This is a genomic window from Microbulbifer elongatus (genome assembly GCF_020524885.1).
In the GTDB taxonomy this organism is placed as follows: domain Bacteria; phylum Pseudomonadota; class Gammaproteobacteria; order Pseudomonadales; family Cellvibrionaceae; genus Microbulbifer; species Microbulbifer elongatus_A.
The window spans coordinates 1,029,698-1,053,788 of sequence record NZ_JAIVKJ010000002.1 but is presented as its reverse complement, the minus strand read 5'-3'; the positions used below and the strand labels follow the sequence as shown (position 1 = coordinate 1,053,788).

At 56.0% G+C, this 24,091-nt stretch carries 20 protein-coding genes and 1 other RNA gene; 14 read left to right on the top strand and 7 right to left on the bottom strand.

Annotated elements, in window-relative coordinates:
• The first annotated feature begins 185 nt into the window (after positions 1-185).
• Positions 186-1,838, top strand: a complete 1,653-nt coding sequence (gene recN, locus LC059_RS11885) for a DNA repair protein RecN (RefSeq protein WP_226704067.1) — start codon at positions 186-188, stop codon at positions 1,836-1,838.
• Positions 1,839-2,081: 243 nt separating this feature from the next.
• Positions 2,082-2,675, top strand: a complete 594-nt coding sequence (locus LC059_RS11880) for a 1-acyl-sn-glycerol-3-phosphate acyltransferase (protein ID WP_226704066.1) — start codon at positions 2,082-2,084, stop codon at positions 2,673-2,675.
• Between the two features lie 120 nt (positions 2,676-2,795).
• Here LC059_RS11880 and fur read toward each other — a convergent pair whose 3' ends face one another.
• Positions 2,796-3,206, bottom strand: a complete 411-nt coding sequence (gene fur, locus LC059_RS11875) for a ferric iron uptake transcriptional regulator (protein ID WP_226704065.1) — start codon at positions 3,204-3,206, stop codon at positions 2,796-2,798.
• A 422-nt stretch (positions 3,207-3,628) separates the two neighbouring features.
• Here fur and LC059_RS11870 point away from each other — a divergent pair, with 422 nt between their 5' ends.
• On the top strand, positions 3,629-3,973 hold the full coding sequence (locus LC059_RS11870; RefSeq protein WP_226704064.1) for an outer membrane protein assembly factor BamE: 345 nt from the start codon (positions 3,629-3,631) through the stop codon (positions 3,971-3,973).
• 46 nt (positions 3,974-4,019) lie between these two features.
• Here the strand turns inward: LC059_RS11870 and LC059_RS11865 are convergent, their stop codons facing one another.
• Together LC059_RS11865 and LC059_RS11860 are read right to left on the bottom strand one after the other, a co-directional pair.
• Positions 4,020-4,349, bottom strand: coding sequence for an RnfH family protein (locus LC059_RS11865; protein ID WP_226704063.1), 330 nt, complete (start codon positions 4,347-4,349; stop codon positions 4,020-4,022).
• Positions 4,346-4,786 (bottom strand): type II toxin-antitoxin system RatA family toxin, encoded by a 441-nt coding sequence (locus LC059_RS11860; protein ID WP_226704062.1) that lies wholly within the window; start codon positions 4,784-4,786, stop codon positions 4,346-4,348. The genes LC059_RS11865 and LC059_RS11860 overlap by 4 nt, the downstream gene beginning before the upstream one ends.
• 253 nt (positions 4,787-5,039) lie before the next feature.
• Between LC059_RS11860 and LC059_RS11855 the strand changes: the two genes are divergently transcribed.
• The 10 genes from LC059_RS11855 (at position 5,040) to LC059_RS11810 (ending at position 17,138) form a co-directional block, all read left to right on the top strand.
• The gene (locus LC059_RS11855; RefSeq protein ID WP_226704061.1) at positions 5,040-6,458 is read left to right on the top strand and encodes a sodium-dependent transporter; all 1,419 of its coding nucleotides are present in this window, start codon (positions 5,040-5,042) and stop codon (positions 6,456-6,458) included.
• 46 nt (positions 6,459-6,504) lie between these two features.
• The gene (gene smpB, locus LC059_RS11850) at positions 6,505-6,984 is read left to right on the top strand and encodes an SsrA-binding protein SmpB (RefSeq protein ID WP_226704060.1); all 480 of its coding nucleotides are present in this window, start codon (positions 6,505-6,507) and stop codon (positions 6,982-6,984) included.
• Between the two features lie 90 nt (positions 6,985-7,074).
• Entirely contained in the window at positions 7,075-8,421 is a 1,347-nt protein-coding gene (locus LC059_RS11845) for a sodium-dependent transporter (RefSeq protein WP_226704059.1), read from the top strand.
• Positions 8,422-8,498: 77 nt separating this feature from the next.
• Positions 8,499-9,914 (top strand): 23S rRNA (uracil(1939)-C(5))-methyltransferase RlmD, encoded by a 1,416-nt coding sequence (gene rlmD, locus LC059_RS11840; protein ID WP_226704058.1) that lies wholly within the window; start codon positions 8,499-8,501, stop codon positions 9,912-9,914.
• A 156-nt stretch (positions 9,915-10,070) separates the two neighbouring features.
• Positions 10,071-10,460: a transfer-messenger RNA gene (ssrA, locus tag LC059_RS11835) on the top strand.
• Between the two features lie 236 nt (positions 10,461-10,696).
• Positions 10,697-11,923, top strand: a complete 1,227-nt coding sequence (locus LC059_RS11830; RefSeq protein WP_226704057.1) for a tyrosine-type recombinase/integrase — start codon at positions 10,697-10,699, stop codon at positions 11,921-11,923.
• A 17-nt stretch (positions 11,924-11,940) separates the two neighbouring features.
• Positions 11,941-12,768: a hypothetical protein gene (locus tag LC059_RS11825; RefSeq protein ID WP_226704056.1), complete on the top strand. Its 828-nt coding sequence runs from the start codon at positions 11,941-11,943 to the stop codon at positions 12,766-12,768.
• A 664-nt stretch (positions 12,769-13,432) separates the two neighbouring features.
• Positions 13,433-15,466 carry an AAA family ATPase gene (locus tag LC059_RS11820; RefSeq protein WP_226704055.1) on the top strand — a complete coding sequence of 678 codons (2,034 nt, stop codon included), beginning with the start codon at positions 13,433-13,435 and terminating at the stop codon, positions 15,464-15,466.
• Between the two features lie 356 nt (positions 15,467-15,822).
• Entirely contained in the window at positions 15,823-16,347 is a 525-nt protein-coding gene (locus LC059_RS11815) for a hypothetical protein (protein ID WP_226704054.1), read from the top strand.
• Between the two features lie 443 nt (positions 16,348-16,790).
• Positions 16,791-17,138, top strand: a complete 348-nt coding sequence (locus tag LC059_RS11810; RefSeq protein ID WP_226704053.1) for a hypothetical protein — start codon at positions 16,791-16,793, stop codon at positions 17,136-17,138.
• 304 nt (positions 17,139-17,442) lie between these two features.
• Here the strand turns inward: LC059_RS11810 and LC059_RS11805 are convergent, their stop codons facing one another.
• Positions 17,443-19,185, bottom strand: a complete 1,743-nt coding sequence (locus tag LC059_RS11805; protein ID WP_226704052.1) for an arylsulfatase — start codon at positions 19,183-19,185, stop codon at positions 17,443-17,445.
• An 89-nt stretch (positions 19,186-19,274) separates the two neighbouring features.
• Positions 19,275-19,607 (bottom strand): alkyl sulfatase C-terminal domain-containing protein, encoded by a 333-nt coding sequence (locus LC059_RS11800; protein WP_226704051.1) that lies wholly within the window; start codon positions 19,605-19,607, stop codon positions 19,275-19,277.
• Positions 19,608-20,111: 504 nt separating this feature from the next.
• Between LC059_RS11800 and LC059_RS11795 the strand changes: the two genes are divergently transcribed.
• On the top strand, positions 20,112-20,801 hold the full coding sequence (locus LC059_RS11795) for a 2OG-Fe(II) oxygenase (RefSeq protein WP_226704050.1): 690 nt from the start codon (positions 20,112-20,114) through the stop codon (positions 20,799-20,801).
• A gap of 211 nt (positions 20,802-21,012) precedes the next feature.
• On the opposite strand, the gene LC059_RS11790 is transcribed toward LC059_RS11795, so the two are convergent.
• Both LC059_RS11790 and LC059_RS11785 read right to left on the bottom strand, forming a co-directional pair.
• Positions 21,013-21,816, bottom strand: a complete 804-nt coding sequence (locus LC059_RS11790) for an alpha/beta fold hydrolase (RefSeq protein WP_226704049.1) — start codon at positions 21,814-21,816, stop codon at positions 21,013-21,015.
• Between the two features lie 220 nt (positions 21,817-22,036).
• The gene (locus LC059_RS11785; protein ID WP_226704048.1) at positions 22,037-23,989 is read right to left on the bottom strand and encodes a DUF3604 domain-containing protein; all 1,953 of its coding nucleotides are present in this window, start codon (positions 23,987-23,989) and stop codon (positions 22,037-22,039) included.
• Between the last annotated feature and the right edge of the window lie 102 nt (positions 23,990-24,091).

Below are 24,091 nucleotides of genomic sequence, written 5' to 3'. Positions count from 1 at the left end.
TTCAAGTGGCCGCACGCCAGAGGGGGCGGTACGGGGGCGGGCAGCGGACGGAAAGGACAGGGTAGTGTGGCGCGAAGCGAGCAACGAAGTGCGATTTGCGCACATTCAACGCCCGGGGTGATTGAAAGGGCGCGGTCAAATACTGTATAAACAACCACTATTCGGATAGCCACGAAAATAATCTCATGTTGCTGCACCTGTCTATCAGTCAGTTCACCCTGGTCGACCAGCTGGAGCTGGAATTCGGCCCCGGTACCAGCACCCTCACCGGCGAAACCGGTGCGGGCAAGTCCATCACCCTCGATGCGCTCGGTCTCGCCCTCGGCGACCGCGGCAACGGCGAGCTGGTGCGTGCCGGTGCCAAGCGCGCCGATATCCACGCCACATTTGATATCAGCAATCACAAAGAGGCACACGCCTGGCTGGAAGAGCAGGAAATGGACGCCGGGCGCGAAGTGATCCTGCGCCGCACCATCAGCGCCGACGGTCGCTCCCGCGCCTATATCAACGGCCAGCCGGTGACCCTGATGCAATTGCGCACCCTGGGCGAGCAGCTGATTGATATCCACAGCCAGCACGAACACCAGTCGCTGCTGAAGAGAGACACCCACCGCCGCCTACTGGATGAATACGCCCATGCGGAGGGCCAGAGCGCCGAAGTACGCATTCACTACAAGACCTGGCAGGACCAGTACCGCCGTTACCGCAAACTCGCGGACAGTGCCGAGGAAACCCAGGCCCGGCGCGACCTGCTGGAATATCAGTTAGAAGAATTGGAGCAACTGGATCTCAAGCCCAGCGAACTGGAAGACCTGGAAAGCGAGCAACGCCAGCTGGCCAATGCCGGCGATATTCTGAACGGCAGCTACCAGCTGGCGGCACTGCTGAACGGTGGTGAGGGTGATATCGCCGAGCAGCTGCACCGCGCACTGCAATTGGTCGGCGCCATGCCCGAGCAGAGCCCGGCACTGGCGGAAGTCGCGCAGATGCTCGACAGCGCCCGCATCCAGATCGACGAGGCCGGCAGCACCCTTTCGCGGTATATCGACCGCTTTGAAATGGACCCGGAGCGACTGGCCGAAGTGGAAGAGCGCCTGTCCGCGATCTATTCCCTGGCCCGCAAGCACCGCGTACAACCTGATCAGCTGGCAGAGTTGCAGCAACAGTGGCAGCAGGAGCTGGAGGAGATTGGCGCACCGGATGCACTGGACAAACTCGCCGGCGAGTGTGAAAAACTTGAACAGACCTTCCGTGACAGCGCTGCAAAGCTCAGCAAGCTGCGTGCGGCGGCGGCGATCAAGCTCGCCAAGGCAGTCAACGGGCAGCTGGCCGATCTCGCCATGCCTCACGCGCGCGTGGAGCTCGCGCTCACCGAGCTGGACAAGCCAACAGCCACCGGACTGGAAGAAGTGGAAATCCTGATTTCCACCAACCCGGGCCAGCCCCCGCGACCACTGGGCAAGATAGCTTCCGGCGGCGAACTGTCGCGGGTCAGCCTGGCCATCCAGGTGATTACCGCACAAACCTCGCGCACCCCCACACTGGTCTTTGACGAGGTGGATGTGGGCATCGGCGGCGCCACCGGCGATGTGGTGGGCAAGCTGTTGCGTCAGCTGGGCGAACGCGGCCAGGTGATCTGCGTCACCCACCTGGCACAGGTGGCCGCCCGTGCCCACCGCCAGTATCTGGTGGAAAAGCACAGCGATGGCGAAGCGGCCTTTGTGGCCCTGCGGGAGCTGAAGGATGCAGAACGCAGCTCCGAGATCGCGCGTATGCTGGGAGGGGAAGCCACCGCGCAATCCCTCGCCCATGCCGAGGAAATGCTGAGCAGGGCCTGATTTTCACCGGCTGCCCCCCCCCTATCCGGCACCCGGGCCGCGAGAACCAGCCGGTCCCAGATATTCGGCCCGGGCCATCCGCCAGGGCCGAAATTGACTGAAAATGGCGTTAAATTCACTCTATACTCCCGCGCCACCATATAAGCCCATACACAAGCCCATATACAAGACCCCAAGAATCTTGCTGGAGGCAGCTACCTGCAGGATCCGGCTACACTAACGGGCAAAGAACTCGGTCAAACCATGCAGATAACCATTTTTAACACCCCTATCCTGACGCCCTGCCTGCGCCTGCTGGCACGCCTGCTGCTCAAACTGCACGGCTGGAGAGTCGTGGCGGATGAGCGCGCACTGAAACTCAAGAAGTACGTGCTTCTCGCAGCCCCCCATACATCCAACTGGGACGGCTACTTCTTTATCCTCGCCGCGCTCAAATTGAAGGTGAACCCGCAGTGGATGGGTAAAGACAAGTTGTTTCCGTTCCCTATCGGTGGCGTGGTGCGCTGGTTTGGCGGCATCCCTGTCGACCGCAGCAAGGCGAACAACCTGGTAGATGCCACCATCAACCAGTACAACACCCGCGAAGAGTTGATTATCGGCATTCCGCCGGAAGGCACCCGAGGCAAAGCCGAGCGCTGGAAAACCGGCTTCTACCACATTGCGCGCGGTGCCGCGGTACCCGTGGTTTGCGGTTTCATCGATTTCGCCAAGAAAGAGGCCGGACTGGGACCGGTAATGGAGATGGGCGAAAATTTGGCCAAGGAACTGGCACGGTTTGGTGAATACTACGCAAACAAGGTGGGGAGATACCCGAACGATTACACACCACCGGTGTGACGTTCACGGTTTACCAGAATCAAAAAGGGGAGCAACGGCTCCCCTTTTTCATCGCGAAGGTTAATGGCGAAGGTTCTGAGGTGAAGGACTAACTCTCGCCCCTCCTCCTCTCTTTTTACTTCAGCCTTCTTTCTTCTTCACGTAAAGCACCAGGCTGTGGCCGGTCAGCTCGTAACCGTGCTCTTCCGCAATCTGGTGCTGCAGCTCTTCGATCTGCTCGTTGTGGAATTCGATTACCTTGCCGCTATCGGTGCACACCATGTGGTCGTGGTGGTCTCCGCGGTCCAGCTCAAACACCGAGTGGCCGCCATCGAAATTGTGGCGCATTACCAGGCCAGCACTTTCAAACTGGGTCAACACGCGGTATACGGTGGCTAGCCCCACATCCTCTCCGGCATCCAGCAGCATTTTGTACACATCCTCTGCGCTCAGATGCTGTTCACTGGCGCCTTCCAGCAGTTGGAGAATTTTCACTCGCGGAAGAGTGACTTTTAGACCTGCCTTGCGCAGTTCCTGATTTTCGTTCGGCATGGGTAATTAGGTTCCGGATGTGTGTGCTCGTAATCGCTATATCGTATTCGCGCGCACCGCCTGTTGGCGGGCGAACAGTTCGGGTATTATCCACGCCCAGCAAAGATAGAGGAACCCCATCCGGCCAATCAGTCTCAATACCAAAGGCCAGCAAGTGAGCCACCACTCACAAACAGCCAATGTGGCGTTGCATAAAGGCTGGGCAAGCTGGGTTGGATCCATTTTCTGAGCGTGGCTGCCGACATTTGCCGGGCACCGGGGAACTATCTCGGCGAAATGACGACTATCACTCATTGGCCAGAGCGTCTATGGTGTGCTCAGGCGATCCGAGGGTATGCGCACCCCGGTAAAATGGCTGACATCCCCGGGACACCGGGAACAGCCGACTACGGAACCCAATAAAAATTCAGATGGAGCATTCAATGCCATCAGTTGTACGAATTCTACTGATTACCGCACTTTGCAGTGTTGCAACGGCCTGTAGCCTGTTCAAGTTTCCCGGCGTACACCGCATTCAGGTACAGCAGGGCAATATCGTCACCCAGGAAATGGTGGACCAGCTGAAACCCGGCATGACCCGTCGCCAGGTGCGCTTTGTACTGGGTACCCCGCTGCTGGAAGACACCTTCAACCCGAACCGCTGGGACTATATCAATCGCGTCCGCACCCCCAAGGGTGAAGAGTCCCAGAAGCGTTTCAGCGTCTATTTCAACGGCGACCAGCTGATCGAAACCAGCGGCGACTGGCAGCCCAGCGGCTGGCCCTGATCTCCGCCGATAATATTGACCACGTGATTTGAGAAGCGCGCAGGGCTCATCCGCCCTGTGCCTGGCGCTTCGCCTTCTCCGCGCGCTGCTTTCGCGCCTCCTTCGGATCGGCAATCAACGGCCGATACACCTCCACCCGGTCTCCCGGCTGCAGCACATACTCGGAAGCAACCGCCAGTCCCTTGGTGCCCAGAGCCTGGCCAAAGATGCCCAGCTTCGCATTGGCGGGGTCAACTTCAGGGTACTCACGGGGGATTCCCGACAGCTCCAGCGCCTGCAGGGCGGTGGTGCCGGGCTCCACCAGCAGGCTCATCAGGCGCTGCTCGTGCGGCAGGGCGTACACCACTTCCACGGCGATGGTTTTCTGGTTGCTCATGCATTTTCTCCATAAATCTGCTTGGCCCGCTCGCACATGGCGTCAACCATTTGGTTGGCAATGCCGCTGAACAGTTTTCCCGCGGCAGCGCCCAGTAGACGGTTCTGGGCACGGAACTCCAGGGCAAACATCACCTTGCAGGCATTCTCCGCCAGCGGCGTGAAGGTCCAGCAACCGCTGAACTCATTGAAGGGGCCATCCACCAGCACCAGCTCCATTCTTTCCGGGCGATATAGGCGATTGCGGGTAATAAAGCTCTGGCTAATCCCCGCGCGCGCAAGGTCCAGCCGCGCTTCCAGGGTGTCCTCATCCCGGTGCAGGATCTCGGCCCCGCGGCAACCGGGCAAAAACTGCGGATAACTGGCCACGTCGTTGACCAGGTCAAACATCTGCTCTGCGCTGTACATCACCAGCGCGCTACGCTCAATTTTTGTCATCGATCAAACTTTACTCATCACTCACGGATTGCCCCACGCGGGCGGGTTTCTTGCCTATCCTGTGTGCCATAGGGCAAATTTCGCTCGCGACGCTACTCAAGGCGGATAAATCCTGCAACAATCGGCCTTTTGCTGCGCCGCAGAACCGGGCGGTACTGGGCATTTTCGGCCCAACAGGTTCACGGCTTTATATGCCGATTGCAGGCCACGGCAACCCTTCAGACGACAAGAATAACAGGCAAGCGAGAAATCTATGTCCGCAGCTAGAGAACATTTTGGTTCCCGTCTCGGTTTTATCCTGGCCGCCGCCGGCTCCGCGGTCGGCATTGGCAACCTGGTTTCCTTCCCGGTAGCCGCCACCAAAAGCGGTGGTGGTGCCTTCCTGCTGGTATACGCACTTTTCGTATTCTTCATCTGCCTGCCGGTGATGATGGCGGAGCTGGCGCTCGGCCGCAAAACCGATAAAGACCCCGTAGGTGCTTACCGGCAGCTTTCTGGCGGCTCTCGGCTGTGGCGCATCCCCGGCTGGTTCGCGCTGATCACGCCATTCATGATCGCCGTATTCTATATGGTGGTCACCGTCTGGGTACTCGGCTACCTGGTAGAAGTCTTCAAGGGCAACCTGACCTCCCTCACCACTCAGGCCTACTTCGGCGAGTTCATCAATTCCAAGACCGTCTTCTTTTACCTGATCGCGCTGATGCTCATCATCAACGGCGTACTCTCGCTGGGTGTAAAAGACGGGATTGAGCGCGCGGCCAAAACACTGATGCCGCTGTTGTTTGTGATGCTGATGGTGCTGGTGCTGTTTGTACTTACCCAGGAGAACGCCATTCTGGGCGTGAAGTATTACCTGATCCCGGACTTCTCCAAGCTCACCGGTGAAGTGGTCAGCAAGGCCATGTCTCAGGCCTTCTTCTCCCTGTCACTGGGCATGGGTATCATGATTACCTACGGTTCCTATATGAAGAGGCAGGACTCGATCCCGGGCTCTGCCAAGGCCGTGGCCCTTACCGACACCATGGTCGCTTTCACCGCAGGCCTGCTGATCCTGCCGAGCATTTTCCATTTCAACCCGCAGATCGACACCGCTTCCCTGAGTGACTCCTCGGCCGGGATGATCTTCCTGTTCCTGCCGAAGATCTTCCTATCCCTGCAGGACAGCATCGGCTACACCGGCGCGAGTATTTTCGCCGCTGCCTTCTTTTTCCTGGTATTTGTAGCTGCGCTCACCTCGCTGGTTTCCATCATCGAAGTGCCCGTCGCTACCCTTCGTGACGAGCGCGGAATGAGCCGCAAGAAGGCTATCTACACCGTTGCCGCGGTCCAGCTCGTTCTCGCCATCTGCTGCGCCATGTCATTTGGCATGGCAGACTGGCTGACCCAGTTTGTGACCCTCGCTGGCAGCGATAAATCCTTTTTCGATCTGGTAGAAATCCTGTTTTACGATACCATTCTGCCGCTGAACGGCCTGCTGGTGTGTATCTTCGTGATCTACAAGTGGAAGCGGGCCAATTTCGACCAGGAGCTCACAGTGGGAGATAGCGGCTTCGCCGGCTCCCTGTCGCAGAAGTATGTAAACTTCGCACTCGGTACCTTCATCCCGGCCATCCTGCTGGTGATCTTCATCAACACGGTTGCGCTGAAGTTTTTCGGTACGAGCTTTATCTGAGCATCAAGACGAGACATTCGCCCTTATAAGGCACATAGAAGTATTCATGGCAAAAAAGAAAAAGGCCCCGTCCTCAAACACGATCGCCCTCAACAAGAAGGCCAAGCACGATTATTTTATCGAGGAGAAATTTGAGGCGGGTATGGAGCTCCAGGGCTGGGAAGTAAAGTCCTGCCGCGAGGGCAAGGCCCAGCTCACCGACAGTTACGTCCTGTTCAAAGATGGCCAGGCGTGGCTGCTGGGTGCGCGGATCCAGCCGCTCCCCAGCGCCTCCACCCACTTCGTCACCGAACCGGACCGCACCCGCCGCCTGCTGCTGAACAAGCGCGAGATCGCCAAACTGGTGGCCGCGGTCAACCAGAAGGGCTACGCCTGTGTATGTACCGCCATTTACTGGAAGAAACACCTGATCAAGTGCGAGATTGCGCTGGCCAAGGGTAAAGCCTCCCACGACAAGCGCGAGACCCTGAAGGAGCGCGACTGGAACCGCCAGAAGCAGCGGGTCATGCGCACCGAGCACCGTTAACGCAAAGGTCAAAAACAACCTCGCGTAGGAGCCCGCCTGCAGACGGGCCCTGCGGAAACCGACACAGAAGAATAACGACGAGATTTACCCATGAGTGCACCGCGAGGACAATTCAGCTCCAACTTCGGCTTCCTGATGGCCGCCGCCGGCTCCGCCGTCGGTCTCGGCAATATCTGGGGCTTCCCCACCAATGTGGCCACCAATGGCGGCGCCGCCTTTGTGGTGGTCTATCTGGTGTTGGCGTTTATGCTTGCCTACCCGGTGCTGATGGCAGAGCTCTCCATCGGCCGCTACGCCCGCAGCAATATGGTTAAGGCCTTGCGCGGCATCTCTACCGGCCCCGTAAGCCGTGGTATCGGTACCCTTGCAGGTTTTGGTGGTATTTTTGTTGCCTCGCTCATCCTCAGCTTCTACGCCATTGTTGCCGGCTGGATGGTCGCCCATCTGGCGGATCCATTCGCCACTCTTATGGGTGCTTCAGAAACCGCCGCCTGGCTCACCGGCGACAGCACCACCCGCAACTTCACTTTCACTGCTATTTTCAGCGGCCTCACCATGCTGATTATCGCCAGTGGTGTTGAGAAGGGTATCGAGCGCTGGTCCACACTGCTGATGCCGGCCCTGATCATCCTGCTGCTGATGCTGATCGTCTATGTGCTCTCCCAGCCCGGAGCCATGACCGGCCTGGAAGCCTACCTGATCCCGGATTTCAGCAAGTTGTCACCCGAGCTCCTCCTCTCCGCCATGGGGCAGGCCTTTTTCTCCCTGTCTCTGGGTGTAGGCACCATGCTGATCTACGGCTCCTACCTCAGCAAGGAAGAAAGCCTGCCGCGCCTGGGTGCGCTGGTCACCCTGATCGACGTGGGCATCGCCTTCACCGCAGGCCTGCTGATCCTGCCCGCCATGTATGTGGCCCAGGAAGCCGGTACCCAGATTTTCTCCGAAGCAGGTGAGCTGATCGCCGGGCCTGGGCTGATCCTGCAGGTATTGCCTGCGCTGTTCGACACCATGGGCACCAGCGGCCTGTTTGTGGCCATCGCCTTCTTTGCGCTGATGGTGATTGCCTCCCTGACCTCATCCATCTCCATGCTGGAAGTGCCGGTGGCCTTCTCCATCGAAAGCCTTGGCCTGAAGCGCAAGCCCGCAACCCTGCTGACCGGCGCGATTATTTTTGCTATCAGCACGCTGATCATCTTCAATTTCGAGGCGCTGTTCGGCCTGGTGATTTCCATCAGCACCGAATACGGGCAGCCGCTGCTCGGTGTGGCCCTGTGTATCTTCGCTGGCTGGATCTGGCGCCGCGACCAGCTGTTGATGGAACTGAAGGAAGGTCACCCGAACATCGAGAAAACCCTGTTCTGGACAGTCTGGCCCTGGTATGTGCGAATTGTCTGCCCGCTGCTGATCCTCGCCGCATTTGCGCAAACTGTGCTGTAATTACCCCCGATGTACCCGCCGGGCTGCCGATCAACGCAGCCCGGCACGCCTCTACCTGAATCGCTCCCAGAATCCCTATGCCTGCCAGAAAGCCCCCGTCGATCTTTCGCAACCGTAATGCCGCCGCTAATGCCAAGCGCCCAGGTAAACGAAAAGACCAACAAAAGCCCCCGCAGGGCACCCCGGAAGTCGATATCGAGCGTTTCAGCCATGAGGTTCGCGGCATCGCCCGCTACCAGGGCAAAACGCTTTTTGTGGATAACGCACTGCCGGGTGAGACTGTTCGGGTAAGGTTTACCGCCAGTCGCGCAAAATTCGATGAGGCAGTGGCTATCGAGATTCTCTCGCCCTCTGGCGACCGCCAAACGCCACCCTGCCCCCATGCAGAAACCTGTGGCGGTTGTGCACTCCAGCACATGCAGCCAGCCGCGCAGATCGCCGCCAAACAGCAGATCCTGCTCGACCAATTGCAGCGCTTTGCCGGTGCCACCCCCGAACAGGTAATGCCGCCACTCACCGCCGACATCGCCGGCTACCGCAGCAAAGCGCGCCTCGGCGTTCGCTATGTCAAAGAAGCCCATAAAAAAGGCGCGGCCAATAAACCAAAGCTGATCCTGGGTTTCCGCGAAAAGCGCTCCAACAACCTGACCGACATTCGCGAATGCCTGGTAATGCCGGCGTCTTTCTCCAGCCAGATACCGGAGCTGCACCAGCTCGTGGACCAGTGCCGGGAAGGCAAGCACATCTCGCACATCGAAGTCGCCGCCGGCGAAGACGCCACTGCGCTGGTGGTACGCCACCTCAAGCCCTTGCCGGAAAGTGACCGGCAACTGTGGCTCAACTTTGTGCAGCAGCAAGGTTGGCACCTGTACCTGCAAGCGGAAGACACACCCCACAAAGTCTGGCCAGAAGACAACGAGGAAAGACTCAGCTACACCCTGCCGGAATTCGGCCTGACGCTGCACTTCCATCCGCAGGATTTTGTCCAGGTGAACTTTGCCATCAACCGCCAGATGGTGCACCGCGCGATCGAATTGCTGGATCCACAGCCAGACGAACGCGTGCTCGACCTGTTCTGCGGCCTGGGCAACTTCACCCTGCCGCTGGCCAAGCGCGCGGCGGAAGTGGTGGGTGTAGAGGGCGCCCTCGACCTGACCCGCCGGGGGCGGGAAAACGCCGCGCGCAACCAGCTCGACAATATCCAGTTCCAGGCGGCAGACCTGACCGAGGACTTCTCCACCAGCCCCTGGGCGCGCGGTGGCTTCGACAAAATCCTGCTGGATCCACCGCGCACCGGCGCGCTGGAAGTGGTGCGCAACATCGCCCACTTCGGCGCCAAGCGCATCGTCTATGTCTCCTGCAACCCGGCCACCCTGGCCCGGGATACCGCGGAACTTCTGCAGCGCGGCTATCGTCTAACTAAAGCGGGCGTAATGGACATGTTCCCCCACACCACCCATGTGGAGTCCATTGCCCTGTTTGAACGCCAGTAACTAACAGTAGCCAAGGCAGTAGCCAAGGAAGGTACCGGATAGTCACAAAATTCTATCCTCACTCTATGGTGACAAGTGACCTTCAGGTATACTGCGCGTTACGCAAATGCGTTTCGTACTGACCGGCGAACAAAGCCTGTTCACTGCGTAGATTCCGGGGATGACTTGGATTCGACGTTGGTTGCGAAACCATGGGTGCATGCCGTGAGGGTAGCGAATCACGTAAATCCAAAGCTGCATTTTATTAGTTGCCAACGACGACAACTACGGTGCCCAACTGGCTGCGTAAGCGGCCCGTGACGCACTAACTAAGGGTTCGTCCCTTAGCGGCCTTCAGCAAGGTTCCAGTACCGCGCTGCTGGCTGTTATACAGAACTGGATCGCCGTGAAATTTATCTGAGGTGGATCGGTTAAAAATTTTTCAGACTCGTCTGCTACGTCCTGCCCGTTGGGCTGTAGTGGATTAAATCAATTAACGGACCTAAGCATGTAGAGCCTCTGGCAGAGTGCTGACGGACGCGGGTTCGACTCCCGCCATCTCCACCAAAAAATCGTCTAAGACGACCTACAGAAGCCCCGAAAGCCCAGTGTTTTCGGGGCTTTTGCTTATCTAGCCCATCCCAGTTAGTCTAACCGGACCCCACCAAATCCAGCCATATTGGGTGGGGTTATTGGTGGGTTCCTGAAATCGTAGCGTTTCGACCCCACCAAATCGCCGGAAAGCCCCACATCACGCCGGATTGGGCCGACCACCCCCAGAATTACCTGTACGGAGCAGAGCCGTGGCCCTGTCGGATACCAAAGCCAAAGCACTAAAGGCGCGAGAGAAGAAATACCTGGAAGCTGACGAAAAGGGGCTCTACCTGGAAGTGAAACCCAATGGCACTAAGCGCTGGGTCTTCCGCTTTCGCCTGCACGAAAAGCGCTGTGATTTGGCCTTAGGTATATACCCCGACGTCGGCCTTGCTGAAGCGCGTCGCGCACGGGATGAAGCCCGGAAGCACGTAGCCGCAGGTATTGACCCACGGGACGTAAAGCGTGCGCGCAAAGAGTCCGCCCTTGAGACAGCCCGCAACAGCCTTGCAGCCGTGAGCGAGGAGTGGTTCGCAGCCAAAATGGCCCACCTGTCCAAATCCTCTAAAGACCGCGCCAGACGCGCGCTGGACAGCGACCTGCTGCCCTACCTGGGCAAACGTCCCATTGCAGATATCACCCCGCCTGAAGTGCTGCGCTGCCTGCGACGTATTGAAAGCCGGGGTGCTCTCGAAACCGCGCATCGCGTTAAGCGGGTTGCCAGCCAGATCTTCCGCTTTGCAGTTGCCACCGGGAAAGCTGACCGCGACCCCACAACAGACCTCACTGGCGCCCTCAAGCCCACCAAGAAGAAACATCTGGCCGCGATTACAGACCCCGTGGAGGTCGGCAAACTGATGGTAGCCATCGAGGGCTATCAGGGTACCCCCGTGGTAAGAACCGCCCTCAAACTGTCACCACTGCTGTTCTGCCGTCCGGGGGAGCTGCGCAAGCTGGAATGGGTAGAGGTCAACTGGGAGGCCCGACAGATAGAGATACCGGCGGAAAAAATGAAGATGGGCGAGCCGCATATCATCCCGCTCGCAGAACAATCGCTGACACTTTTGCGCGAACTGCAACCGCTTACCGGCCATGGCAAATACGTTTTCCCTTCCGCCCGGGGTCAAAGCCGCCCACTATCTGACAACGGCGTCAGGACAGCACTACGCTCACTGGGATACGACAACGACACAATGACCGCCCACGGCTTCCGGGCTATGGCGAGAACGTTACTAGACGAAATCCTAGGCTTCCGCGTCGACTACATCGAGCACCAACTGGCCCATGGGGTGAAGGACGCCTTGGGACGCGCCTACAATCGAACAAAGCACCTGCCACAACGCGCCGAAATGATGCAAAAGTGGGCCGACTACCTCGACAACCTTCGCAAACAGACAAACGCCGGTAACGTGATTACTGCGCAGTTCGGCACCTGAGGGCGAAAAGAGCAAACATGAAACCATCGAAAAAGTTGCCCAAATGGGTGCCGCCGGCCTTTGCCAACCATTACGACCGTATCCTCACCGGGGAGGATGGCGAAGTCTGGAAGAATGGCCCTTATGGTGGCGGCTACGGCCTTCTTGCCGAATATGGCTACACCAAACAGCAACTGGTGCCCACGATTACAAGCCTGTGCACAGCAACGGAGATGGAGTCGGTGTGGCCCCGCCTTGAGAAAACGTTTGAAGAGAATGATTGGAAAGGCTGGGAGTGGCACTTCCTGTGCCACCTTCTATTCGCTCGCTACCGCCGCAGCCCTTGGGACACGCTTACACCCAAGCAACGCCAGGACAAGCACGCAAGTATCATCAATCAAGTACGCGAGCTGGCAGCTAGCCTGCGTGACTACGAGCTTGATCACCCCGTCTGGAAATTCATTCAGCCCACTGAGTTTGAGGGGGCGATTAACCGGCACCCTTTTACAAGTTTTACGTCCGGTTACCGTGAATCGGACATCGAAGGTAGGGAAAAACCAAGCCTGTTTTTGCCCGGAAACCCTCCGTACGTAGCTGACATTCTGGAGCGTCTCAGCGAAAAGGCTTCCACAGAAAAGCTACACGAGCTTCCCTTGGTGAAGCGCAATGCTGGGCTCGGACGTGACTACATCATCTTCGTCCGCCGCATGGGTACTTACTTCACTCGGTATCTGGACAGCCCCCACTATGAAACTGTTGCAGCCCTCGCACGCGTTTTACTTTGTATCGAAGTAGACGCGGACACCGTGAGGAAAACTATCATCGGCTCACCGCACGATAAAGAGAAAATGTTCTACAGAGAGTAAATTCCTGCCCCCCACTGGAACTAAGCCCCGGTTTTTTGGCTGCTTAGTTCCATTACGCCCCCCAGCCTTCATGGGAAGAATACGTATCGATCCAGTACAACCCAAACAGGAATCGATACATGCCTGACAATCCATCCCCATCCATCGACCCCGCAGCAATGTACCGCGCCCGCGCATGCGCCAGATTTTATTCAATCGGCCTTTCAACCTGGTGGCTCTGGACTAAAACCGGCAAGGCCAAGCCTGGCATAAAGCTAGGCCCCCAGACCACGGTCTGGGAGGGTGCATATCTTCTTGAACTAAAGCAGAAACTGATAGCGGAAGCGCAAGGCTGAGGGGCGAGAGCGATGAAAAAAAACAGAACTGCCCCGAAGGGCAGCCCTACAAACAGAACGACGACTAATTATACCAACAGGAACCTCCATATGCTTACCCCGCGCCAGCGGCTGGTAATGAATGCCCTTCTGGACGGGCCACACAGCCGCTGGGAAATCGACCTATTAACCGGCGGCTACAACGGACCTGGGGTGATATATCAGCTCAGAGAGCTTGGAGTCGCCATTGAGTGCCATATGGTGCCTTACATCGACGGTTTCGGCCGCCTGGGGCGTCGCGGTGTGTATCGACTAGCCGGAAAAAGCAATCGACGCAAAGGAGGTAGAAGATGACGAGCTCTCCTGCCGCCATAAACAGTTCAAATATGACCCCCGATCAGGATTTTGTAATTGGCACGTTACCGGAAGCTCGTTTGCCAGCAGATCCGGTACGCGCCATTCGGGATGCCATGATTAACGCAGGGATCACGCCCCCGGACTACCTGGAACCGGACGGAGAATTACATCGCTTCCATATCGGTGGCGACAGGCACGGTCAGAAAAACGGCTTTTATGTTTTCCACCTTGACGGGGTGGCCGCTGGTTACTTTGGCTGCTGGAAACGCGGCATATCCCAAAACTGGTGCGCTAAAGAACGACTAGAGATGACCCCCACAGAGCGGAAGGCCCATACCCAACGGGCGGCCGAAATGAAACGCAAACGTGATACGGCAACGGCAGAACGACATGCGGAAGCTAGAACAGAGTGTCAGGCAGCGTGGGACAAAGCAGAAGAAGCTACCGGAAGCGCCTACCTTACCCGCAAGGAGGTGAAGCCCTATGGCCTTCGCCAAGCGACGGAATGCCTGCTGGTGCCCATGCGGGACATATCCGGCAATCTTTGGAGCCTGCAACGGATTTATCCCAATGGCGTTAAAAAGTTTTGGACTGGCGGCAAGATGCAGGGCTGTTTTCATCTAATCGGCAAACCTCGCAATCGCCTTTTCATCTGCGAGGGCTACGCCACGGGGGCAAGTATCCACGACGCCACCGGGGAAGCTGTAGCGGTAGCCTTCAACACTGGCAATTTAAAGCCCGTGGCCGAGGCCCTGCAAAAGAAATACCCGCAACTTCAAATGGTGGTAGCAGCGGATAATGATCATGCCACCGACGGGAACCCAGGCATAACAAAGGGCACAGAAGCAGCAGAGGCCGTGGGTTCACTTTTAGCGGTCCCTGACCTGTCAGGGGATGAAGGCACGGACTTTAACGACCTATCAGCCCTACGTGGTCTTAAGGCGGTTCAGGAGGCCCTGGAAGCGGCAACTGTCGTCCGCGGGGCGAAGAAGGGCCGGTTTGACCTAGCCAACCACTTTGAAGGCTACGACCAGGAGATCAACTATCTGGTGAAGGGCTGGCTTCCTGCAGAGTCATTCGGCGTAGTCTATGGCGCATCTGGGACATTCAAGAGCTTTTTCGTTCTGAACTGGGCTCTTCACATTGCCCTGGGTCGCCAGTGGAACAACTGTAAGGTTGTGCAAGGCGCTGTTCTCTATATCGCAGGCGAAGGCGGGCTGGGGGTGCGGCAGCGTATCAAAGCCCTGGCCGACGAATACAATAATGGGAAGGGAATCCCTGACCTGTACCGTCTGGACCACCCGGTATATCTGGACGGTGACGAGAGTGAACTACAGGGCCTACTAGCCGCTATCAACCAGAAGCGCTGTGAGGCCGGAAAGGACTTCGGACTCATCATATTCGACACCACTGCACGGTGTATGACAGGCGACGAAAACAGCAATACCGACATGGGCCGCTTAATCAGGGCCTGCGACGGTCTCAAGGCGCGAACAGGCGCAACCGTATTGCTGGTGCATCATACGGGCAAGGGCGACTCCAAGACTGCACGGGGGGCTTCGGCGCTGCGTGCTGCGTGTGACTATGAGTACCTGATAGAGAGAGCTCAGACGCCGGACCTGCAAGTGGTAGCGAAGTGCAAAAAAATGAAGGATGGCAAGGACGACCATGCCGCCCAGTTCACTCTAAAGGAACGACACCTTTTTAATGACAGCGACGGAGATCCGGTTATAAGCCTGGTGTGTAGTGACTCAGGAAAACCCGTTATGGCAAGCGCGGTAGCCGACGCAGATGGGCCATCACTTACACAGCGCCAGCAATCTATCTGGCAAGCAGTCCGCTCTCGACAACAGCATGGCGACTCCACGGCACGCGCAGTTGTGCGGGACGATATAAAAGCTCAGGGTGCCTACACAAAAAACTACTCACGCGACCTGCAGTCCCTAATTGTCAAAGGAATGCTAAAGGAGCGGGAAGGCAGCCTGTACGCCGTACTACCTGATGGCGAGCCGAACGAAGACCCTTAGTGCGTTTCCTCACTTCAGAGTGAGGAGCAGAGGTGAACCACTGAAAAAAAAACCATTCTGACTCCTCACCTCACCTCACCCCCCTTAGGGGGTGAGTGAGTGAGGCAATGGGTGATGAAACAGCCACCTAATCTTCTCGGCATACGCGCACGGGCATACTTTTAGGGTAACGACCCACGTAAAAAGCCAAAGATTGGAGATATAGTGCGTAGAAAAATCCACCAAACTGCTGGCGCTGTCTAACCCGTCAACCGGCGTATGTAGTCGCTGCTGGCTATCCCCCTACACCCACCTGCCCTACAATTATCCAAAAGCGTGTAGACGTACATTCAAAAAATAATTAGGTGGGAAAGAAATTGAAGTACCTCTGTGTTTTGGCAAGTGCAGGTCTTGCCTTGTCAGCCTCTTTAACTGAAGCAATGGAAACAACTTTCGGTAATTGGCAGACCGGTTTAGATGGCAGCACCTCTGCATCAATGATCTATACAAACAATGATCTAGGGGAAATTTTTGCGCACATCTGTGAGTTTGAGTCAGAAAAGTGCCACTTCAGAGTAAGCTTTCCTCTCACATGCACTGAGAAAGCCAAAAGCCCTATTCTTATAAATGGCTACCTTGGCTCTCAAAGCTCTGTTGCAGAATGCGTCCGCGGTGAAAGAGGTGTTTTCGAGCTCAAAGACTTCAAGCTGGTAGATGACTTAGTTCGCAGCTCAGGAAGCATAGGTTTTGCAATACCTGAGGGAAAGAGTGGATTTAGCGTTGTTGAATTTTTAACACACGACTCCAAAAGGGCACTCAATTTCAACACAAGCCAAATTACCTTTCATAAAGTTGCTTCTAAGGCATGGGAAGAGCACTGCCGTTCAAGCGGCGGTTGCTAGGTATGAGAGCTAAAGAGAGCCGGACGTATCTATCGCCGCTTACGAGAGTAAGCTTCTATGAGGCAAGAGGGTACTTCCCTTTGGAGCACCCTATGTAGGTACGCGGCCGCGCGGGATATGAATTCTGCGTGACAGAATAATTTTTAACCAACCCACCCCGTGAACTGTCTCCACAGGCGACGGGAGAAGCAGTTATGGGGAGGGGGGGCTAAATCTCTAGGGCTTTTGGGGTACACCATGCGGGTAACGGAAAACACGCGCCCGCAAATTTAAGAGTGGGGGGGAAATAGACAATTTGCTTACGTTCCAAACAACCTGCGTAACGTGAATACAGTCACGTTTTATAAGTCTTGACGAACCCCCACCGGCCTAATTTAATGTTGATTATGGCGCCTTTCAGTACTGCCATACCGAACATAAAATAAACAATATTTGGGGAACTTATGAAGAAGCTACTTGCTGCAGTATCTGTAATTGCGCTGGCCGGTTGTGTAAGCAATGTTGAGATGGCTAACGACTTCGGAGAGTACGCACCGGTTAATGAAGCTAATTCTGACTGGCTGAAGGTTTCATACTTGGCAGAGGGAGCAAGCTTTGTACAGAAGTCCCGTCGTCAGGATGCATATAAGAAAATGCATGACCACTGCAACGGCAAGTACGAGCTGAAGGACTCAGAGCAAACAGGCGGAAATAACGCAATTGTAGGAACCGGTGCAAACATGACTGGTTACTATGAATCACGGCACGTTACTTTTTACTTCCGCTGTGTAGACGACGCGGCTAATCAGTAAACCGTGATGCAACCCCACTGCCTCCCCAAATGGAGTACCCACTGAGTACCTTGGGCAGGTGGTGGGGTTATTTGTGGGGTTGCCGACTACCCTGACCAGAATTGGCTGATTTTACGGGAACTCCAGGGACTTTTTCGACTCCCGCCATCCCACCAAATTAAAAAGGCCCGTTACCGCAAGGTAACGGGCCTTTTTAATTTGGTGGGATGCATGCAAAAGCGCCGGGTTAAATCCATGCTCCATGCGCAGAATAGATGGAGCACCAATAGAAGATTAAAGTGGCCAGCAGGCAAATACTTTCAGGCTATTCACCCATATGGCTCGTGGTCTTTTGCTCCTTCATCTGTTGGATGATCTGATCGAGGTTGTAGCTCGCAGGAGACTGCAGCGGTGGGAACTTCTTGTATGTCTCTAGTTCCTTTAACCACATCATTTGCCCGATCGGCAGCAGGTTCCAGTCGTAGATATAGGCTGTGGAAGGCGCACCCAGTGCACCGCCAACCATCAAGGCACTCTTGTCATTAAGCACGTTCTCTTCGAACGGATCACGCCTGATGTTGTTCACCTGGGTCCAGTGGTACGTCTGCACACCCATGAAACCACCCTGAGCGTTATCGGGGGCCATGGCGAAATAGAACTTCCAGTTCTTGTAACGGACTGCCGAAGGATGCGAGCCGCTGTAGTAAAAGACATAGTCGCGCGCGGACTCCCCCTTACCCTCCAGGTAGGCACGCTGGTCGACGCCGTCCAGGGTTGTCTTGACGATTCCAGAATACTTACCGGCCTCAATCTGTTGCTTCAACCCGTCCCCAGAGGGGCCGCCGGCAATATTGACCAGAGTGGGCACCCAATCCAGAACCGAGAATATCCCGTTCTCCACCCTGCCCGGCTCAATATGCCCCGGCCAGCGCACTAGCAGCGGTAAACGCATACCACCTTCCCAAGTGGTCAGCTTACCGCCCCGGAAAGGCGTTACACCGCCATCCGGATAGGTGATGGTTTCAGCGCCATTATCTGTGGTGAAGATGACGAGTGTGTTGTCGAGCTGCCCCATGTCCTCGAGCTTTTTCAAAACGTAGCCGATGTTGTCGTCGAGCTGCTTCATGCCGGCTTCGTTGAGGCCCCAGTCCTTGCCGCCCTTCTCTCCGAGCATATCCAGGTACTTGTCTGGAAGCATCGTGGTAACGTGCATACGCGCCGGGTTGTAGTAAACAAAGAAGGGCTTGCCCGTCTTCTTGGGATCATTTCGATCGAGGAAGTCAATCACCTTTGCGGATATTTCCTCATCCACGGTTTTCGACCGCTCCAGCGTCAACGGCCCCTCATCTTTGCAGGTCTGGTTCTTCTCCGTGCCGTCCGAGGAAGTGCACGCGATGATGGGGCGGGGAGGCGTCATACACAGCCCGTCCTTGGGATCGATGGCGCCCGGCGGGTCCGAAAGCCCCCTGACCGGAGTGTTCTTGCACGCTGGTACGACGGTCTGGTCGGTAGGCGATTTGTTGATATCTGGAAAACTCACCCCCTGCATAGCGTCTAAATGGTAGAGATAGCCCCAGAACTCTTGAAAGCCGTGTGCAGTTGGCAGTGAGCCAGTCTTGTCGCCGAGGTGGTTCTTACCAAACTGGCCCGTGTTGTAGCCAAGATCGTTAAGAAACTTGCCGATGGACGGCGTGCCGGGTAACAGGGAGCTGGTCGCACCGGGAAGCTGGGGCAGGAGCATCCCCGCGCGCAAGGGATTCATGCCGGTGACGAACGCTGTGCGCCCGGAAGTGCAGCTCTGCTGTCCGTAATAGTCGGTAAACAGCACACCCTCTTTTGCGATGCGGTCGATGTTTGGCGTCTCACCCACCATCAGCCCGCGGTGGTAGGCACCAACGTTAAAGATCCCGACATCGTCCGGCATAATGAAGAGAATGTTGGGCTTCGTGCCATCCGGCTCCGCGGCAGCAGCCAGCACGCTGGTAGCGACTATTGTCAATGCGCCAATACTGAAGACGAGCGCCGCTCTGCACAGACTGGCTACTACCAATTTCGATGTCCTTATCATTTCCGGTTTCGCTCCACCTTTAGGGTACTTGCGTTCATCGCACGTGAACGTCGGACACCAGCGCACGCGGGTGCTGACTCCGGTGTTTCCTATTTCGTTCCCATCGGCAGCACCACTTGATACCAGGGATCAAACGTATCCAACAGAGAGACGAACTCTTCAAACTTCTTGGCGTCACCATCGAGTTTTATCGAGCCCTTGGTAACCCCTTGTTCCACCTTCAGCTTGCCTGGTGCCGCAAGGGCTGAGGCATCAATAACACCATTGTCCGCAGCCCAGCGCAGAGCCACCGCTACTGGGAAAGAACCGGGGTACATGCGATCGAGGGATACCTCTAAAGCATGAAAGCCGAAACCGACTGCTGCCGGTGCTACACCCTTAACAAGCACACTGTATAGAGCAAATGGTGAATAACGGCTCAATAGCATTTCCATAAAGCCAGTAAAGCACGGTCAGCCCGAACCGTGGCTGATGGGTGCTGACTGAGATGCCGGAAAATTAAAGCAGGCTGGGGCTAGCAAGCAGGAGGGCACCTGACTCTTCTCCCCTGTGGGCGTCATCAGAACCTTACACCTAGACCTTTAAAATGTCGGACAAGCCCAATTCGCCGATTCATTATTGGCGCAGGTTTTCGCCGGCATTTCCAATTACCAGTGCAAGCTCAGGAAGTAGCGGGCGCAGGTCAAAAGCGATCGGCACGCAGCACTTTTTGTAACACCAGTTGTAACACCAGCACGGAAAACCCGCCCCAAAGGCCCGAACTATAACGGCTGGGGACGCGGGTTCGACTCCCGCCATCTATCTCAGTGCGTTACCGCCTGTAGTTGGCCCTTGACAAAGAGTCTGGTAGTTTTAAAACGTCGGTTTTACACACCAGTGGCTCAGAGCACGCCTGATTAGAATATCCTCGAAAAAGAGACACAATAATGACAACGATCTCCACAGATATCTGCCAGTACCTGACTCTCCCTGCACTGAACCAGGAAAAACTTCTTGTCAGATCTGAACCGTTTTCCTTCCTGGTTGCCCGCAACCTGCTCCCACGTGACTCTATTCACGAACTTCAGGAACATTTCCCCAAACTGAGGGGCGCAGGGTATCTTCCCTATGAAAAAGAGGATTGCGGGGAGAGCATCAATCAGCTCATCGATGAAATGACCTCGACAGAGTTTGCCAATGCGATAGGTGATCACCTGGGTGTCGAAGAACTGGCCCAGTACCCCACCTACATTTCCATTTCCCGCAGCCTGAAAAAACGCCACGGCAATATACACACCGACGGAAAATCCAAGATCGCCACCGCTCTGCTCTACCTCAACACTGACTGGCCGACAACGAGCGACGGTTGTCTGCGTTTTCTGAAAAGTATTGATAATTACGAGGATACGGTTGTTCCGGAGATCAAACCCGAGTATGGCACCCTGGCAGCCTTCAAACGGGCAGACAACTCTTTTCATGGCCACCTACCCTACCAGGGTGAGCGTTTGGTCATTCAGGTAGCCTGGCTGGTCAGCGCAAAAGACAAGGCACGCAAGGCCAAGCGCGGCAGGTTTGCGCATAAACTGAAAGCTCTACTGGGCAAGCTTGGGGGAAAAAGTGACGCTGTAACCACCTGAGCAATACTATGCCGGCACCGGGAGAGACGGCTCCAGACCAACCGGTATACCTGGACGGTGACCTGAGCGTGGAAGCTGTCTCTACTGGCGGGGTTACTGGTGGGATTGTCTTTCAAGAGATAGCTTAAAGGGAGATATTACGGCATCTCCAGCAAACTTTTCGACCACGTATTTACCTGCAAACTCTCAGGAATTGATTTCAATTTGGAAATCATGACACCGCACGCACTTGGGTGCGTAAAAAATTCGTTATCGAAGAAATTATTCTGGCCGGCGCTTCCACATTCGGATAATGGCCAATATTTTCGAGCTCCACGATATCAGGATTGGGAATGAGCTCCCGGTATCGCTCTACCATATGCGCACCCGAGATCGGATCGGATAACCCCACGGTCAACCGCGTGGGAATAGAGACTTTCTGCAGTGCCGATACCCAGCGCTCGCGGTACTGGCGCCGCTGATTCATGTAATCCATCAGCCGGTGCATAACCAGCTGCCCACGATTGTGGGTAATGAGTTGCCAAAAATCATCAATCTCTTGCTGCGAAGGCGCTGTAGCGGGGCCGAAAATCTTCCTGAAATTTTTCTCCAGTTTTTTCCGGCTGAACAACCGGGCAAGTAAGCCACCGCAAGGGCTAAGCATGAGTTTTTGGATCAACAATGCACGATGGGTTTCTGGGAACAAACCGCCATTCAAAAGATGCAGCGACTGGATAGAAAAAGTGAGCTCCCCGTCCAGTTGCCGCGACAGCAGTTCTTGTGCAACGGTATCGCCGTAATCATGGGCGATTAGGTGCGCAGCTTCCACACCCAGAGTATCCAGCAAATTTTCAAAGATATCGGCCTGTTCAGATATCAGGTATTTTTGCCGCGGTTTACTGCTGTAGCCAAAGCCCAGCATGTCCAGAGTGATACACCGGTAGTGCCGGGTTAATTCCGGCCAAACTTTTTTCCAGTCCCAGCTGGAGGTCGGAAAACCATGGATCAGCAGCAGCTCTGGCCCCTGACCTTCCACCCGGTAAAAAATTCTATGCCCACGGTAATCGAGATACTGCCCAGAGTCATGCCACGCGGATAACTGCATCGGCCTGCTCCCACGGTCATTTATTTATTGTGTTGAGGCAGTTCTAACATATAAATACAGATTACTCACCCGTTTTACCTGTCCAGGCTGATTTCGGTACCAGGCTGTCGGTACTCTTGGAATCTGGAACAGTCCCCTGCGCTATTCAGGTCTAATTCGGGGTATACCAGATCGGTGATGTCCAGGCGCGCTCCTGAATACTTACCGGCAAGTCTTCCGGTCTCTTTAGATTGTTTCGGACCGCGTCATAAGTGGACCAGCGGGGCGTGGGAATTTGCAGAACGCGGGCATAGTACATCGCGGGTTGCGCGGGATCGAACTCCGGGTCGGTCCAAGTGGCGACCAGCTGGTTATCGCCGATGGTGTTTTCATAGGTCGCATCTTTTTCGTTTACGGTATTGCCCACCGGCGGGATCTTCCCGTCGGGGCCGGGCTTCCTGTCACCGGAAAGTGCGACGTCAAAGATTTTTGACTGCTGCTTGCCTGACTTGTCGACCCAGCCTTTGATGATCTGGATGCGATCGAGGTTCGCGCCGTCTGGCTCCTTAAGAGCCTGTACGATGAAGGTCGGTGCGCCGTCTGTCGCTGCGGGCAAGTCTCCGCCCATCGGTACTCCCTTGGCATAGGCTTGTTTGACGCCATCCTCCGTGCCGAGTGAGATTCCGGACATGTCGAACCCACCGAAGAACCGCACCATTGGGCGGGGCCCGGAGGTAGCGTAAGTCTCTTTGCGTTTGATCGCTTCAAAGATGCCATCCCGGGTGTTGGATTCCGCCCAGACCGCCGCCACCCCACCAGAGCTGAAATCCCGTACCTGCTTGGCTCCTTTTTCATCCACGCCGGGAGGGCCCTCCAGCCGGTGTTTCGGGTCGATCTCGAAGCCAAACTTTCCGGTGTAGTTATCTTCCTCGATCGCTGAGGCGCCGTTATGCGTGTCGGAATCGCCGATAAAGCCAAATTTGAACGGGTTGCCCTTACCTTCACTTTCAAGCTTGAGCCCACGAATTAACGCTTCCCGCGCGTAGCCTCCCTTCTTGTGCTCGGGCGGTGTCGCGGTGGGCGCGAGGGTGTAATCCCAGAGCTCAAAATCACCGAACTCATCGTTGGGAAACAGGGCGGGATGCGTTTCGGAGGTTCCCTTGATTTGTGTAAGCTCATATACGGGTTCGTTGCGCATGCGCGCTGAGGCGTACTCCTTGTCCAGCGAGCTACCGCCAAAAGACTTATCCACAGGGAACATGATCCCATCGCTCGCGTTACCATTGTGCGGCACTGCGAGGAGATCATTGCCTGAGTCACGCTGCGCATCCATCCAGCGCCACAAGTCTTCGGGTTTACTGGAATCGAGGGCTGAGAATGGCGCATCGGGCACTTTGGCACTGTCACGGAAAATGACAACACGGTGGATATTTCGCCAGTCTGGTGCCGATGTCCACTCATATCCGGGCATGGTAGTGAACTTGCCCGGTCTGTAATACTTGTCCGCAATTTTTACGACTTCGGACCACACCGTTCTGGCAAATTTCTTATCGCCGAGAATCGGATCTACATTCGGCGGGTTGGCATACATACCATCACTGATGGTGCCATAAGCATCGAAGGATTTTTTCGGATCGTCACCAGTGATATCGGCCGCCAGCGGGTGCTTGCTGATGGGGCTATCAGGATCCTCCATTTGCGGCAGTGCACCGAGGTACTCCGCGTGATCGGAGACAATGTACCAGTCCAAAGCATTTTGAATTTGTAGCGGCTGCCCGATCCCGTTGCCAGCCGGTATCTCCTCACCCATCGCCCAGCGGTAGGCATCTTCGGGATTCACCCAGGCGGAGTTAATGTATGCGTCGAACGACCAGCGAGTGTGTACGTGTAGATTGCCGAAATACACGTCGCGATTAGGGTTGGCCTTCACCGATTTTGCCGCTGCCGTGTTTTCCGCTTCAGACGAATCGGTTTTAGGGGCATTCGTATCCTCCGCCGGACTCTGCTCACTTGCTGTCGTCGAGTCGGGCGCCCCGCCGGCGTTTTGTGCATCCTGGTTGCCTTTATCGGCGCTGCAAGCAGACAGTAGCGCGACAAACATTATGGTATAGAGCGGAAATCGCATGGGCTTCTCATTTGTTAGCGGAGTGAAGAGGGCTTTTTATCTGCTAATACATAGCAGACCAGAGGGTTCTTGTGGGGAAAAAGATGACGAACTAGAAACTGG